Source organism: Streptomyces sp. NPDC059906, from assembly GCF_042730645.1.
Lineage (GTDB): Bacteria > Actinomycetota > Actinomycetes > Streptomycetales > Streptomycetaceae > Streptomyces > Streptomyces rubrogriseus.
Genome location: NZ_JBHWKU010000002.1, coordinates 239,889 through 253,158 on the forward strand (window position 1 = coordinate 239,889; position 13,270 = coordinate 253,158).

At 71.5% G+C, this 13,270-nt stretch carries 13 protein-coding genes and 1 tRNA gene; 7 read left to right on the forward strand and 7 right to left on the reverse strand.

Annotated elements, in window-relative coordinates; all coding sequences use genetic code 11:
• Positions 1–187 precede the first annotated feature (187 nt).
• The 4 genes from ACFV9J_RS04035 to ehuB are packed head-to-tail and all read right to left on the reverse strand — an operon-like array spanning position 188 to position 3,240.
• On the reverse strand, positions 188–976 hold the full coding sequence (locus ACFV9J_RS04035; protein ID WP_385349459.1) for an amino acid ABC transporter ATP-binding protein: 789 nt from the start codon (positions 974–976) through the stop codon (positions 188–190).
• Positions 966–1,616 (reverse strand): ectoine/hydroxyectoine ABC transporter permease subunit EhuD, encoded by a 651-nt coding sequence (ehuD, locus tag ACFV9J_RS04040; protein WP_385349462.1) that lies wholly within the window; start codon positions 1,614–1,616, stop codon positions 966–968. Before ehuD ends, ACFV9J_RS04035 begins: the two co-directional genes overlap by 11 nt.
• A complete protein-coding gene (gene ehuC, locus ACFV9J_RS04045) occupies positions 1,613–2,314 on the reverse strand; it encodes an ectoine/hydroxyectoine ABC transporter permease subunit EhuC (protein ID WP_385349465.1) in 702 nt (233 codons plus the stop codon). The genes ehuD and ehuC overlap by 4 nt, the downstream gene beginning before the upstream one ends.
• Positions 2,311–3,240, reverse strand: coding sequence for an ectoine/hydroxyectoine ABC transporter substrate-binding protein EhuB (gene ehuB / locus ACFV9J_RS04050; protein ID WP_385349468.1), 930 nt, complete (start codon positions 3,238–3,240; stop codon positions 2,311–2,313). The genes ehuC and ehuB overlap by 4 nt, the downstream gene beginning before the upstream one ends.
• Before the next feature lie 107 nt (positions 3,241–3,347).
• On the opposite strand from ehuB, the gene ACFV9J_RS04055 reads away from it, so the two are divergent.
• The gene (locus ACFV9J_RS04055; RefSeq protein WP_365610256.1) at positions 3,348–3,842 is read left to right on the forward strand and encodes a DUF3830 family protein; all 495 of its coding nucleotides are present in this window, start codon (positions 3,348–3,350) and stop codon (positions 3,840–3,842) included.
• A 332-nt stretch (positions 3,843–4,174) separates the two neighbouring features.
• On the opposite strand, the gene ACFV9J_RS04060 is transcribed toward ACFV9J_RS04055, so the two are convergent.
• Both ACFV9J_RS04060 and ACFV9J_RS04065 read right to left on the reverse strand, forming a co-directional pair.
• Positions 4,175–5,569 carry an amidase gene (locus tag ACFV9J_RS04060; RefSeq protein WP_385349472.1) on the reverse strand — a complete coding sequence of 465 codons (1,395 nt, stop codon included), beginning with the start codon at positions 5,567–5,569 and terminating at the stop codon, positions 4,175–4,177.
• A 35-nt stretch (positions 5,570–5,604) separates the two neighbouring features.
• Positions 5,605–6,600: a D-2-hydroxyacid dehydrogenase gene (locus ACFV9J_RS04065; RefSeq protein WP_385349475.1), complete on the reverse strand. Its 996-nt coding sequence runs from the start codon at positions 6,598–6,600 to the stop codon at positions 5,605–5,607.
• Between the two features lie 188 nt (positions 6,601–6,788).
• Between ACFV9J_RS04065 and ACFV9J_RS04070 the strand changes: the two genes are divergently transcribed.
• The 6 genes from ACFV9J_RS04070 to ACFV9J_RS04095 all read left to right on the forward strand — a co-directional run bounded on the left by ACFV9J_RS04070 (position 6,789) and on the right by ACFV9J_RS04095 (position 11,714).
• Complete coding sequence (locus ACFV9J_RS04070) at positions 6,789–7,691, forward strand: decarboxylase (protein WP_385349477.1); 903 nt, start codon at positions 6,789–6,791, stop codon at positions 7,689–7,691.
• The gene (locus ACFV9J_RS04075; protein ID WP_385349480.1) at positions 7,688–8,419 is read left to right on the forward strand and encodes an aspartate/glutamate racemase family protein; all 732 of its coding nucleotides are present in this window, start codon (positions 7,688–7,690) and stop codon (positions 8,417–8,419) included. The genes ACFV9J_RS04070 and ACFV9J_RS04075 overlap by 4 nt, the downstream gene beginning before the upstream one ends.
• Positions 8,420–8,835: 416 nt before the next feature.
• Complete coding sequence (locus ACFV9J_RS04080; protein ID WP_385349483.1) at positions 8,836–10,404, forward strand: polysaccharide lyase family 1 protein; 1,569 nt, start codon at positions 8,836–8,838, stop codon at positions 10,402–10,404.
• A 150-nt stretch (positions 10,405–10,554) separates the two neighbouring features.
• Positions 10,555–10,902, forward strand: a complete 348-nt coding sequence (locus ACFV9J_RS04085) for a hypothetical protein (protein WP_360999940.1) — start codon at positions 10,555–10,557, stop codon at positions 10,900–10,902.
• 133 nt (positions 10,903–11,035) lie between these two features.
• The gene (locus ACFV9J_RS04090; RefSeq protein WP_385349486.1) at positions 11,036–11,650 is read left to right on the forward strand and encodes a bifunctional DNA primase/polymerase; all 615 of its coding nucleotides are present in this window, start codon (positions 11,036–11,038) and stop codon (positions 11,648–11,650) included.
• Positions 11,641–11,714, forward strand: a tRNA-Lys gene (locus tag ACFV9J_RS04095). Before ACFV9J_RS04090 ends, ACFV9J_RS04095 begins: the two co-directional genes overlap by 10 nt.
• A 174-nt stretch (positions 11,715–11,888) precedes the next feature.
• Here ACFV9J_RS04095 and ACFV9J_RS04100 read toward each other — a convergent pair.
• The gene (locus ACFV9J_RS04100; protein ID WP_385349489.1) at positions 11,889–13,199 is read right to left on the reverse strand and encodes a M6 family metalloprotease domain-containing protein; all 1,311 of its coding nucleotides are present in this window, start codon (positions 13,197–13,199) and stop codon (positions 11,889–11,891) included.
• Between the last annotated feature and the right edge of the window lie 71 nt (positions 13,200–13,270).

Here is a 13,270-nt window from a genome sequence, read left to right on the forward strand (position 1 = left end):
CTCCCCCTGCGCTCGCTGGTGCATCCCTGCGTTCACGATAGCCGCCAAGAGGCTTCTCGTGAGGGGGTGTTGAGCGGATTTCGGGGCCCTCATCTGCGACGCAGACCCGCTGGCATATGCCGACGGCCTGCCCCAACGTCCCGACCTCGGACGTCGGGGCAGGCGCGCCGCGCAATTAGCCGCGCAATTACAGGACCGCGCTCAGGAACTCCCGCGTCCGGTCGTGCTCCGGCTCGCTGAAGATCTTCTCCGGCGGTCCGGCCTCGATGACCCGGCCCGAGTCGAACATCAGGACCTGGTCCGAGATGTCCCGGGCGAAGTTCATCTCGTGGGTCACACAGAGCATGGTGATGTCCGTGGTGCGGGCGATGTCCCGCAGCAGGTCCAGGACGCCCGCGACCAGCTCCGGGTCGAGCGCCGAGGTCACCTCGTCGAGCAGCAGCACCTTCGGCCGCATCGCCAGCGCCCGGGCGATCGCCACCCGCTGCTGCTGGCCGCCGGAGAGCTGGGCGGGGTGGGCGTCGCACTTGTCGGCCAGGCCCACCAGGTCCAGCAGGCCCTTGGCCCGCTCCACCGCCTCGTCCTTGGACATGCCGAGCACGGTGACCGGCGCCTCGGTGATGTTGCGCAGCACCGTCATGTTCGGGAACAGGTTGAACTGCTGGAACACCATCCCGATCTGCTTGCGCACCTCCCGCCGCTCCTTCTCGGTCGCCGGGAAGAGCTTCTGCCCGTCCACGGTGATCGTGCCCTCGTCGGGCTTGAGGAGCGTCATCAGCAGCCGCAGGATCGTCGTCTTGCCCGAACCGGACGGCCCGATCAGCGTGACGTGCTTGCCGGCGTCCACGGAGAAGTCCAGGTGGTCGAGGACGACGTTGTCGCCGAACCGCTTGGTCACCTGGTCCAGGCGGATCAGCTCGCCGCCGCCGCTCTGCTTGGGGCTTTTCTCGGGGTTGGGAAGAGTGTCAGTGGACAAGGCGTCGCTCCAGGGCTCGCAGGGCAAGGGAGGCCAGGTAGGAGATGATGATGAAGGCCACACCGATCACCGTCAGGGGCTCGGTGAACTGGAAGTTCTGCTGCGAGAACAGCCGCGCCTCGCCGAGCATCTCCAGCACCGTGATCGCCATCAGCAGCGGCGTGTCCTTCAGCATGGAGATCACGTAGTTGCCGAGGGCGGGAGTCACACGGCGGATCGCCTGCGGCAGGATCACGGCCGTCCAGGTCCGGCGCATCGGCAGGTTCAGCGCCGTCGCGGCCTCCCACTGGCCGACCGGCACCCCCTCGATGCCGGCCCGGTAGACCTGCATCGTGTACGTCGAGTAGTGCAGGCCGATGGCGACCACACCGGTGGTGAGCGCCGAGAACGTGATGTTCCACTCGGGCAGCACGTAGAACAGGAAGAACAGCTGCACCAGCAGCGGGGTGTTGCGGACGAACTCGGTGACCACACCGACCGGCCAGGTCACCCAGCGGCTCGGCACCCGCATCAGCAGCGCCCACACCAGGCCCAGGCCGAACGAGACCAGCGAGCCGAGGACCAGGATCTGCAGGGTGACCAGCAGCCCGTCCCAGAAGTGCGGCATGAAGTCGGAGACCGCGCTCCAGTCCCATTTCACGACACACCACTTCCCTCAGGCACGCCCACGGCCGCCGTCTTCTTCTGCGGGGCCTTTCCGACGCCCGCCTTCAGCTTCTTCTCCAGGCCGCGCATCACCCGCGTGAGCAGGAACGCGATCACGAAGTAGATCAGCAGGATGTACGTGTAGATCTCCGCGCTCTCCTGCAGCGCCAGGCGCACCAGGTTGCCGCTGAACGCGAGGTCGCCCATGCCCATGATCGACACCAGGGCGGTGCCCTTGAGCAGTTCGATCAGCAGGTTGGAGAACGGCGGGATCATCTCCGGCACCGCCTGCGGCAGCAGGATCAGCTTCATCCGCTGCCAGGGCGTGAAGCTGAGGGCGATGCCGCCCTCCTTCTGCGCCGGGTCGACCGCGGCGAGCGCGCCGCGCACGATCTCGGAGCCGTACGCCCCGTAGGTCAGACCGAGCGCCAGCGTGCCCGCCCACATCGGCACCAGCTGCCAGCCGAAGGCCGGTGGCAGCACGAAGAAGACCCAGAAGATCATCACCAGCGCGGAGGTCCCGCGGAACACCTCGGTGTAGAAGCCCGCGAGGAAGCGGACGATCCACAGCCGGTGGGTGCGCGCGATGCCGACCACGAAGGAGACGGCCGTCGCCAGCAGCGCGCTGAAGAAGAGCAGCTGGACGGTGACCCAGACGCCCTGGAGTACGAGTTCCCACAGTCCCGAGGTCATCCGCCGCAGAGCTCCTTCGCGGTCAGATCGGTCATCTCGTTCTCGGTGAAACCGAAGGGCTTGAGGATGCGCAGCAGCTCGCCGCTCTTCTTGAGCTTCTGCAGCTCGACGTTGAAGGCGTCCCGCAGGTTGGTCTCATCCGGGCGGAAGGCGAAACCGCCGCCGTCGACGTGCGGTTTGCCGTCGATGATCGGCGAGAATGCCTCGGTCGCCTCGGCCTTGCTGGACTTCTTCACCACCTCGCGGACGGTCAGCGCGGTCCCCGCGAAGACGTCCACGCGCCCGGACTCGACGGCGTTGAGTCCGGCCACCTGGTCGGGGACGATCAGGATGTCGTCCTCGTTGTACCCGTGCTCCACCGCGTACTTGATCTCGGCGTAGCCGGTGCCGGTCGCGAACTTGGCCTTCTTCTTGACGACGTCCTTGTAGTTGTGCAGCCCGAGCGGATTGCCCTTGCGCACGATGTACGCGTCGAGCATCTGGTAGTCGGGGTCGGAGAAGATGACCTGCTCGCAGCGGAGGGGGGTGATGTACATCCCGGCCGCCACGATGTCGAACTGCTGGGACGCCAGGCCCGGGATGAGGGAGCCGAACTCCGTCGGCACGGGCTGCACCCGGTCCACTCCGAGCCGCTTGAAGATGACCTTCGCCAGCTCCGGGGCCTCGCCGGTCAGTTCGCCGTTCTTGTCGATGTACCCGAAGGGGATCTCGCCCGCGATGCCGAGCCGGGCCACGCCCTGTGCCTTCAGCCGGTCGAGCAGGTCACCCCCTTTGACGTCGGAAGCGGTGGCCACCCGCGAGCAGCCGGCCGCCCCCAGTGCGCCGAGCGCCGCGACCCCCGCGAGCAGCGACCGGCGGGTGGGCCCGGCTGTCCTGGACCTCTGGTCGGATATACCCCTTGGTGGGGTTCTGTGTGGTGGAGCCATGGGCGCGCAGCTACCCGAAGGTGGGCAGGTTATGCCGATCTTTTTCAGTCCGATACATCGGCCCGGCGCCCTTGACCGCGGGGCCGCGGGGCACTGCCATGGAGGGCATGGCTGATCGCTACATCGAAGTCTCGCTGGTCAAGCGCGGAATCACCTGCACGGCCCAACTGCTCGACGACCGGGCCCCGATCACCTGCGCGGCCGTCTGGGACGCGCTCCCTCTCGGCGGCGACGTGTACCACGCCAAATACGCCCGCAACGAGATCTACGCCCTTTTCCCACCCTTCGCGACATCCGAACCCCCGCTGGAGAACCCGACGGTAACGCCCATTCCGGGCGACCTGTGCTATTTCGCCTTCGCGGGTGCCGAACTGGGCACGAAGGCGTACGGCTACGACCGCGAGGTCCGCCCCGGCACCACCCTCGTCGACCTCGCGCTCTTCTACGAGCGCAACAACCTCCTCCTCAACGGCGACGTCGGCTGGGTCCCGGGCACCGTCTGGGGCCGCATCACCGAGGGCCTCGACGAGATGGCCGAGGCCTGCAACGACCTGTGGCGCACGGGCGCGGCGGGAGAGACGCTGAGCTTCCGGAGGGCTTAGCTGCGGGCAGTCGTGCCGCCCCGCCCACCCCAACTGCGGGCAGTCGTGCCGTCCCGCCCGCCCCAGCTGCGGGCAGTCGTGCTGTCCCGCCCGCCCCAGCTGCGGGCAGTCGTGCCGTCCCGCCCGCCCCAGCTGCGGGCAGTCGTGCCGTCCCGCCCACCCCAGCTGCGGGCAGTCGTGCTGTCCCGCCCGCCCCAGCTGCGGGCAGTCGTGCCGTCCCGCCCACCCCAGCTGCGGGCAGTCGTGCCGCTGGGGCGGCACGGGTGGGCGCAGGCGGCACCCGGCCAGCGCCGGTCAGCGCCCACGCCCTGCGCCCACGCCCACGCCGGTCACTACGGGGCCGGCGCAACCGCCGCCCCGGCCTCGTACAGCGCATGCGCGGCCCGCAGCACGAGGTCGTCCCGGTGCCGGGCGGCGACGATCTGCACCCCGATGGGCAACCCGTCCCCGTCCACCCCCACCGGCACGGTGCCCGCCGGCTGCTGCGTCAGGTTGAACGGGTACGTGAACGGCGTCCACCCCGTCCACCTCCGATGCCCCGACCCCTTCGGCACCTCCACCCCCGCCTCGAACGCCGTGACCGGCAGCGTCGGCGTCACCAGCAGGTCGTAGGACTCGTGGAAGACGCCCATCCGCCGCCCCAGCTCCATCCGCACGTCCACCGCCGCCAGATAGTCCAGCGCCGAGTACCGCGCCCCCGCCCCCACGATCTCCCGCAGCCCCGGATCCAGCAGCTCCCGCTGCCCCGCCCGCAGATGCTGCACCACCCGCGCCGCCCCGCTGAACCACAGGGTGTGGAAGGCGTCCACCGGATCCGTGAAGTCGGGGTCGGCCTCCGTCACGTACGCGCCCAGCTCCGCCAGCCGCTCCACCGCCCGCCGCACCGCCCCGGCCACCGCCCCACGCACCGCCACCTGTCCGCCGAGCAAGGGCGAGTACGCCACCCGCAGCCCCCGCACCCCGCCCGACAGTGCCTCGGTGTACGACCCGGGCGCCGGGCCCAGCGCCGACCAGTCCCGGGCGTCCGGGGTGCCGACGACGTCCAGCATCAGCGCCGCGTCCGCCGCGTCCCGGGTCATCGGACCGACGTGCGCGAGGGTGCCGAACGCGCTCGCCGGGTACAGCGGCACTCGCCCGTACGTCGGTTTCAGGCCGAAGATGCCGCAGAAGGACGCCGGGATGCGCACACTGCCGCCGCCGTCCGTGCCCAGCGCCAGCGGCCCCGCCCCGAGCGCCACGGCCGCCGCGGCGCCCCCGCTGGAACCGCCCGCGGTACGGGAGGGGTCGTGCGGATTGCGCGTCACGCCGGACAGGGGCGAGTCCGTCACGCCCTTCCAGCCGTACTCGGGCGTGGTGGTCTTGCCGACGAACACCGCGCCGTGCTCGCGCAGCCGCGCCACGGACGGCGCGTCCTCCTCCCAGGGGCCGTCCGGGGAGACGGCCCGGGACCCGCGCAGGGTCGGCTGACCGCGCGTCAGCAGGATGTCCTTGACCGTGACCGGCACCCCGTCGAGCCGTCCGCACGGCTCCCCGCGATGCCACCGCTCCTCGGCCCGCCGGGCCTGCTCCAGCGCCTCCTCGCCGGTCAGCCGGACGAACGCGTTCACCTCCGGCTGGATCCGCTCGGCCCGTTCCAGGACGGCCCGGGTCGCCTCCACGGGGCTGAACACACCCTTGCGGTAGCCGTCGACGAGCTGTACGGCGGTCAGCTCGGTGAGGTCGGTCATGCGGCACCCTCCGCGGGTCGGTGACGTCGGCGACGTCAGTGTCCGGGCACGTATCCACGCTTCTTGTCGACCACGTTGGCCAGCGGTCCGCCCGCCGCCCAGCTCTCGAACAACTCCACGAACTGCGCACCCAGTTCGTCCCGCCAGCCGATTGTGTCCCCGCTCATGTGCGGCGAGACGATCAGCTCCGGCACCTCCCACAGGGGGCTGTCCGGCGCCAGGGGCTCGTGGCTCAGCACGTCCAGGGCCGCGCCCCCGATCCGGCGCGCGGTCAGCGCCTCGACCAGGTCGTCCTCGACGACCAGCTGGCCCCGCCCCACGTTCACGAACCGGGTCGAGGGCCGCATCACCGCGAACCGCCCGGCGTCGAACATGCCGCGCGTGTCGTCGGTGAGCGGCGCCGCCGCCACCACCCAGTCGGCCCCGGCCAGCAGCCGGTCCAGATCCTCCGGGCCGTGCACACCGGGGCGCGCGGCGCGGCCGACCAGCGCGGTGGTGATGCCGAGCGCCTCCAGCGTGCTCACGACCGCCCGGCCGATCGGGCCGGAGCCCACCACGCAGGCGCGAGTTCCGGCCACCCGCATCGACTCGCGGTGCCGCCAGGTCCGCTCGCCCTGGAGGCGCAGCGTGGTGGGCAGGTCCTTGGCCATCGCCAGCACGAGCGCGGCGACGTACTCGGCGATCGGCCGGTCGAAGACCCCGCGCGCGTTGGTCACCACCGTGTCCGACCCGGCCAGCTCCGGGCACATCAGATGGTCCACGCCGGCACTCGCCGTGTGCACCCAGCGCGGACGCGGACCGCCGCCGGGCCAGGCCTCGCGCACCGCGTGCGAGGCGAAGTCCCACACCAGCAGCACGTCGGCGTGCGGCAGCCGCTCGGCCAGCGTCGCCGCGTCGGCGTGCTCGATGCGGGCCCGGCCGGTCAGCCGGCCCAGCCGGGGCGGCGGTTCGGCGTCCAGGACGAGGAGGGTCGGCGGGGGAGTCGGCGCGGGCGTGGACGCGGGCGCGGACGGGGGCGGGGACGTGGTCATCGGCGGCCTGTCTCCGGGTCGGTGGAAGCGGGGGCGGTTCAGGTGTTGACGCGGAAGTTAACCGGCTGTTGACCTGGGAGTGATGCGGGCGGATTGACCACGCTCGCACCGGAACCTACCTTCGTCAACACGGCCGTGCGTAACGGTGCGTTGCCCTCCCCTTTCTCAGTGTGAGGCCGGTGCGTGCCATGGACATCTCCTTTCTCGGCGGACCAGCTCCGCAACGCGGGGTCGGCGTGGTCGCCCCCTTCGACTTCGCACTCGATCGCGAGCTGTGGCGATGGGTGCCCGACGACGTGTCACTGCACATGACACGGACCCCCTTCGTGCCCGTCGAGGTCAGTCTGGACCTCGCCCGGATGGTCAGCGAGCACGAAACCCTCGGCGAGGCGGTGCGCACCCTCAACGCCATCGCCCCCGAGGTCGTCGCCTACGCCTGCACCTCGGGCAGCTTCGTCGGCGGCATCGCCGGGGAACGCGCCATGTGCGAGGCGATGACCTGGGCGGGCGCGGTCCCGTCCGTCACCACCTCCGGCGCCCTGCTCGACGCGCTGGCCGAGCTGGGCGTGCGCCGGGTCGCGCTGGTGACGCCGTACACCGTGTCCGTGACCCGGGCGCTGGAGGCGTACGTCGCCGAGGCGGGCGTCACCGTCACGGGCTGCGCCTTCATGGGGCTGACCCGGCACATCTGGAAGGTGCCGTACCGCGACGTGGCCGACATGGCCCGCCAGGCCGTACCGGCGCCGGGAGCGGCGGACGCCCTGTTCATCTCCTGCACCAACCTGCCCACCTACGACGTCATCCCGCAGCTGGAGGCCGAGCTGCGGATCCCGGTGATCTCGGCCAACCAAGTGACGATGTGGGCGGCGCTGCGCCGACTGGGTACCCCTGCGGTGGGGCCGTACCAGGCGCTGACCGATCCGGCCGCGCGCCTCGGCCCCGCGGCGACGGGTGCGGTCGGTCCCGCGGTGCTGGGACCCGTCGGTCCCGTCGACCCCGCGGTGGCGGGCCCGGTCGGACCCGCGGCCGTGGACATGCCGGGCGTCGCCGACGGCCCGGACACCGAACAGCAGCAGGAAGGGTGGACATGACAGCACTGGGATTCCTGTACCCGGGCCACTCCGGCGAGGACGACTACCCACGCATCGAGCAGCTCCTGGGCGGCGACATCCGGGTGGACCTGGTGCACACGGACATCGGCGAGGACGCCCACCGGGTGGACGCGCTCCTGGAGATGGGCTCGCCCGGGCGGCTGGAGGCGGGGGTGGCCGAGCTGCGGCTGGCCGGCGCCGACGCCGTGGTGTGGGCCTGCACCAGCGGCAGCTTCGTGCACGGCTGGGACGGCGCCCGCGAACAGGTGCGCGCCCTGGCCCAGGCGGCGGGTCTGCCGGCCTCCTCCACCTCCTTCGCCTTCGTGCACGCGGCGAAGGAGCTCGGGGTGCGGCGGGTCTCGATTGGCGCGACCTACCCGGACGACGTGGCGCGGCTCTTCGCGGACTTCCTCGGCGCCGCCGGCATCGAGGTGGCCGACGTCGTCGGCTCGGGCATCATCACGGCGGCGGAGGTCGGCACCTGGACCGAGGCGGAGGTGCTGGCGCTGGCCCGCGCCGCCGACCGTCCGGACGCCGAGGCGGTGCTCCTGCCGGACACGGCGCTGCACACGGCGGCGTACATCCCGGCCCTGGAGAAGGAGCTGGGCAAGCCGGTCCTCACCGCCAACCAGGTCACGATCTGGGAGGGCCTGCGCCTGGCCGACCGGCGGGTCAACGCGCCGGAACTGGGCGCGCTGTTCACCCGGGAGCCGGTGGTGCAGGCCTGAGGCGGTCCGCGGCGGGTTCACGGCAGGCCCGCCGCACGGAAGAACCCCGGTCCCGCGTGAGCGGAACCGGGGTTCTCGTCGAGCGCTGGGCAGGCCTTGCACCTGCATTTCCCCACGGGAAGTGGGGCGTCTTTCCTTGGACCACCAACGCACTGCCTGCTGTGGGGAGTTGGCCCCCGTGATCAGGCAAGATGATCGTACCGCAGCTCCGGCCGGGGTGCACATCGAGCGGCGCTGGTTCAGGTAGTTGGACGTTGACCGCACATCTGAACCATGAGTTGCGTACCTGAACCCTTGTCAGCACTCGAAGCTCCCCCTATTCTCACGCCGAGAAAGCGCTTTCCGCCATCGCGCGATTGACATGATCACGCCATGGCGTTCGTTCCGGCATGTGAAGGCGAATGGGGAGACCGAGGATGAGACGACCAGTCGCGCTGCGACTCCAAGCGGCACTGGGCACGCTGGCCCTCGCGGCCGCGGCCGGTGTGGTGCTGACGATGCCGGAGACGGCGACGGCAGCGGCCGGCGGCGCCACCGGCTACGCGACCCAGAACGGCGGCACGACCGGCGGCGCGGGCGGGCAGACCGTCCGGGCCACCACCGGGACCGCGATCCACGAGGCCCTGTGCGGCCGGGCCAGCAGCAGCACCCCGATCACCATCGAGGTCGAGGGCACCATCAACCACGGCAACACCAGCAAGGTGTCGGGCGACAGCTGCAACACCGCGGCCGACAAGATCGAGCTGAAGCAGGTCAGCAACATCACGATCGTCGGGGTCGGAAACGGCGCCGTCTTCGACCAGCTGGGCATCCACATCCGGGAGTCCAGCAACATCATCATCCAGAACGTGACCGTCCGGAACGTCAAGAAGTCCGGCTCGCCCACCTCCAACGGCGGCGACGCCATCGGCATGGAGAGCGACGTCCGCAACGTCTGGGTCGACCACTCCACCCTGGAGGCCTCCGGCGGGGAGTCGGAGGGCTACGACGGCCTCTTCGACATGAAGGACAACACCCAGTACGTCACCCTGTCCTACAGCGTCCTGCGCAACTCCGGCCGGGGCGGGCTGATCGGGTCCAGCGAGAGCGACACCTCGAACGGGTACGTCACCTTCCACCACAACCTGTACGAGAACATCGACTCCCGCGCGCCCCTGCTGCGCGGCGGCACGGCCCACATGTACAACAACCACTACGTGAGCCTGAACAAGTCGGGGATCAACTCCCGCGCCGGCGCCAAGGCCAAGGTCGACAACAACTACTTCGAGGACTCCAAGGACGTCCTCGGCACCTTCTACACCGACGCGGCCGGCTCCTGGCAGGTCAGCGGCAACATCTTCGACAACGTCACCTGGTCCGAGCCCGGCGAGGACAACAACCCGGCCGGCCCCGACCCGCAGTCCAACACCACGGTGTCCATCCCGTACTCCTACAGCCTCGACGACGCCTCCTGCGTGCCGTCCGTCGTGAGCGGCACGGCGGGCGCGGACACGGGCCTGAAGGTCTCGGACGGCAGCTGCACCCCGCAGAGCCCGGACCCGACCGACCCGACCGACCCGGACCCGACCGACCCGGACCCGACGGACCCGACCGACCCGGACCCGACGGACCCGCCGAGCGGGACCAACCTGAGCCTCGGGGCGGGCTCCGACGGCTCGTCCAAGGCGAGCGGCACCAGCTACGGCAACGTGCGCGACGGCGACCTCGGCACGTACTGGTCCCCGGTCGGCACGACCGGCTCCATCTCCGTGAAGTGGTCCTCCGCCACCACCGTCGGCAAGATCAACATCCGTGAGGCGGCGGGTTCCGAGGGCACCGTCGGCTCCTACCGCGTGGTCGACCACGACACCGGCGCCGTCCTGGCCTCCGGCAGCGGGGCGGGCGTGATCGGCTTCTCCCCGGTCTCGCTGGAGAAGATCACCTTCGAGATCACCGGCGCCTCGGGCACCCCGAAGATCGCCGAGTTCGAGACGTACGCGGGCTGACCCGGCCGGGCGGGCGGGGTGTGTCCGGATCGCGGCTCCGGGCACACCCCGCCCTCTTGCGCGGGCGCGGGACAATGGACGGTGGCCCACTCCACCGGAGTGACCCCGCACCCGGGGACGGGCCGTCGTCACGCACGAGGAGGAGAAGACATGGCGGAGCCCACGCCGCGTCGGCACGAACCGCGGCTACGCCCCGCGCCCCTGCTCTTCGAGCCGGCGGAGGCGGCCGCCGATCCCGAGCACTTCTTCGACCTCGAGTCGATCGACGACCCCCGGGCCCTGCTCGAACGGGCCACCGAGCTGACCCACGCGTTCCGCGCGGCGGCGGACCGGGCGATGGAGTTCCAGGCGCTCGCGGCGGCGCAGCTGGCCGATCCGAGGCGGTTCGACCGGCTGACGGCCGCGGACATCGCCGAACGCGCGGAGTGGACCGAGGACTACGCCAAGAAGATGGTGGAGTTCGGCCGGGACCTGATGCGCGGCGAGTCGGCCGAGTGAGCCGGGGGAGCGGGCGGCGGGCCTGAGCGCATATGCCAGAAGGGTGGGCAAGATACTCCCCTCCCGGGCGCCGTGTCCCGGTTTCCCGCAACCCAGCGGAGCGGGACCCTCACAACGGGTAGATATTCGCGGTATGAGCAGCACACGCAACGCCACGCCCCACGCCTCGGACGTCACCTCGGACGGCGCCGCCTGGCTGGCCTCGGCGGGCGCGTACCCGCGCAGCACGCTCGCGCTCTGGGAGGAGCGGCCCGAGGCCCCGGTCGTCCTGCCCTGCGGCTCCGCCTTCGACGTGGTGAGCGCTCCCGCGATCTTCGGCCGCCGGATGCTGGACCGGCTGTGGGACGACGGCCCCGGCTCGGGCCCGGTGGCGGAGTTCCGCGGCCGGATGCTGCTGTTCGCCGCCCCGGGCACCGCCCAGCGGCTGCCGTCGCTGCTCGACTGGGAGGAGTGGAGCGCCCGCGGCCGGGAGGGCGGCCGTACGGGAGCGGTGCCGCCGCTGCTGTGCCACGGCGCCGGGGACGCGGTGACCGTACCGGCACCGGCGGGCCCCGCCGCCCCCGCGGACACGCCGCCGCGCTCCGGATCCCGCTGGCTCGTGGCCCCGGACACCCGCCAGCCGTGGCTGCCCGGCCCGGAGATCATGCTCTGGGCGGCCGTGCGGGCGGCCCGCGCGGCGGTGCGGATTTCGATTTTTCCTCCCGCCGACCAGGGTGCTAAGGTCTACGACGTCAGCAGGCGCCGCTAGCTCAGTTGGTTAGAGCAGCTGACTCTTAATCAGCGGGTCCGGGGTTCGAGTCCCTGGCGGCGCACGATGGCGATGGCGAGGCGTGTTCGCGGAAAGCGCGAACCTCCTCGCCATCGTTGTTTTTGCGCGGCTTCGCCGCGCGGTGTGGGGGCTTCGCCACCCACACCCCCCGCTCGGTGGCGCCGGGGACGGGGACGTGCCCAGGAGTTTGCGTGGGCCGGGGGGATGGGGTGGCGGGTCACCCGGGGGTGATCTGTACGGTCCAGGTGCCTGATTCGGTGCGGTCCTCGACCTCTACCCGTACGCCGTCGCCCGGCACGGTGAAGCTTTCGCCGAGGGACACCGGGGCGTCGGCGAGCGGGGGGTAGACCGAGTCGGCCCAGCAGGCCTCGGTGTCCGGGTGGGCGTCGACGACCTCGATCGGCCCGCCGCCCGACTCCGCCCCGCTGCGCACCCGGTACACCAGCACCCCCGCGCGGCAGGACGCCGCGTCGTTGCCGACCGGTGTGCGCACCTCGAAGGCGAGCGCGCTGCTCGCCCCAGTACGCACCACCGCCAGCTTCGTGCCCCGGCCGAGGCCGAAGGCCGGCGCGCCCGCGGCGCCGGTCACCACCACCCCGGGGCCCGCGCCCAGCGGCTCCAGCGTCAGCCTGGTCGGTTCGCTGCCCCGCACACAGGCCACCTGCCTAGGCCGCAGCCAGCCCAGCTTCCACTTGTGCCAGCCGAACAGGTCCGGGGAGAGTCCGAACTGGCTGCCCATCAGGTCCCAGTCGCCGACGTGCGTGTCCCAGTCGCCCTCGCCGTCCGCCGGCCGGTGGTACAGGTCCGGCAGGTCGAAGACGTGCCCCGTCTCGTGGGCCAGGACCAGCCGGTCCGGCGGATGGTTCTCGAAGACCGTGACGACCCGCCGGATGTCCGTGCCGTCCGCCCGCAGCGGGGTGTCCAGGTTGACGACCTTCGTGGCGTCGGAGTCCACCCCGGGCGCGTCCGGGTCCGCGACGAAGTAGACGACGTCGTACCGGGAGAAGTCGACGTACCGGTCGGCCGCGGTCAGCGCGTCGCGCAGGTAGGCGGCCCGGTGCTCCGGGCTCCAGTCCCGACGTATGGCGTACGACGTCGACGGGCTCGGCATCCGGATCCAGTCCCGCAGCGGGTGCGGGCGGAGCGTGAAGGCGCCGTAGGAGGCGCGCCGGAAGAAGTCGCCGGTGGCGGGGAAGTGGTCGGCGGCGAGTTCGGCCGGTGCCGTCAGCGGCTGGGAGTCGGGGAAGGACAGGAACACCATCACCGCGTCCAGGGCGCGGGCGGGACGCGGATAGGCGGCGTTCCAGGTGTCCAGGCCCTCGGAGTGGTGCACGGCGGTGCGCTGGAGCGCGCAGGGCTCCGGGGAGAAGGGCTCGGCGACCGACGGCGCGGTGATCAGGGAGGTCGCGGCGAGCGCCGACATCGTGGTGCACACCGCGGCGGTGCTGCGCAGCCTGGTCCGGGGGAGCTGGCGCGGCACATGGACCTCCGGACGCGGTTGACGGGACACCGCACCCAGCTTGTGCATGATTGTCGTATTACGCCCTGTTCGCGTGCACCGGATGGGTGAGCCGTCCGGGATTTCGCAGGAGTTCTCCC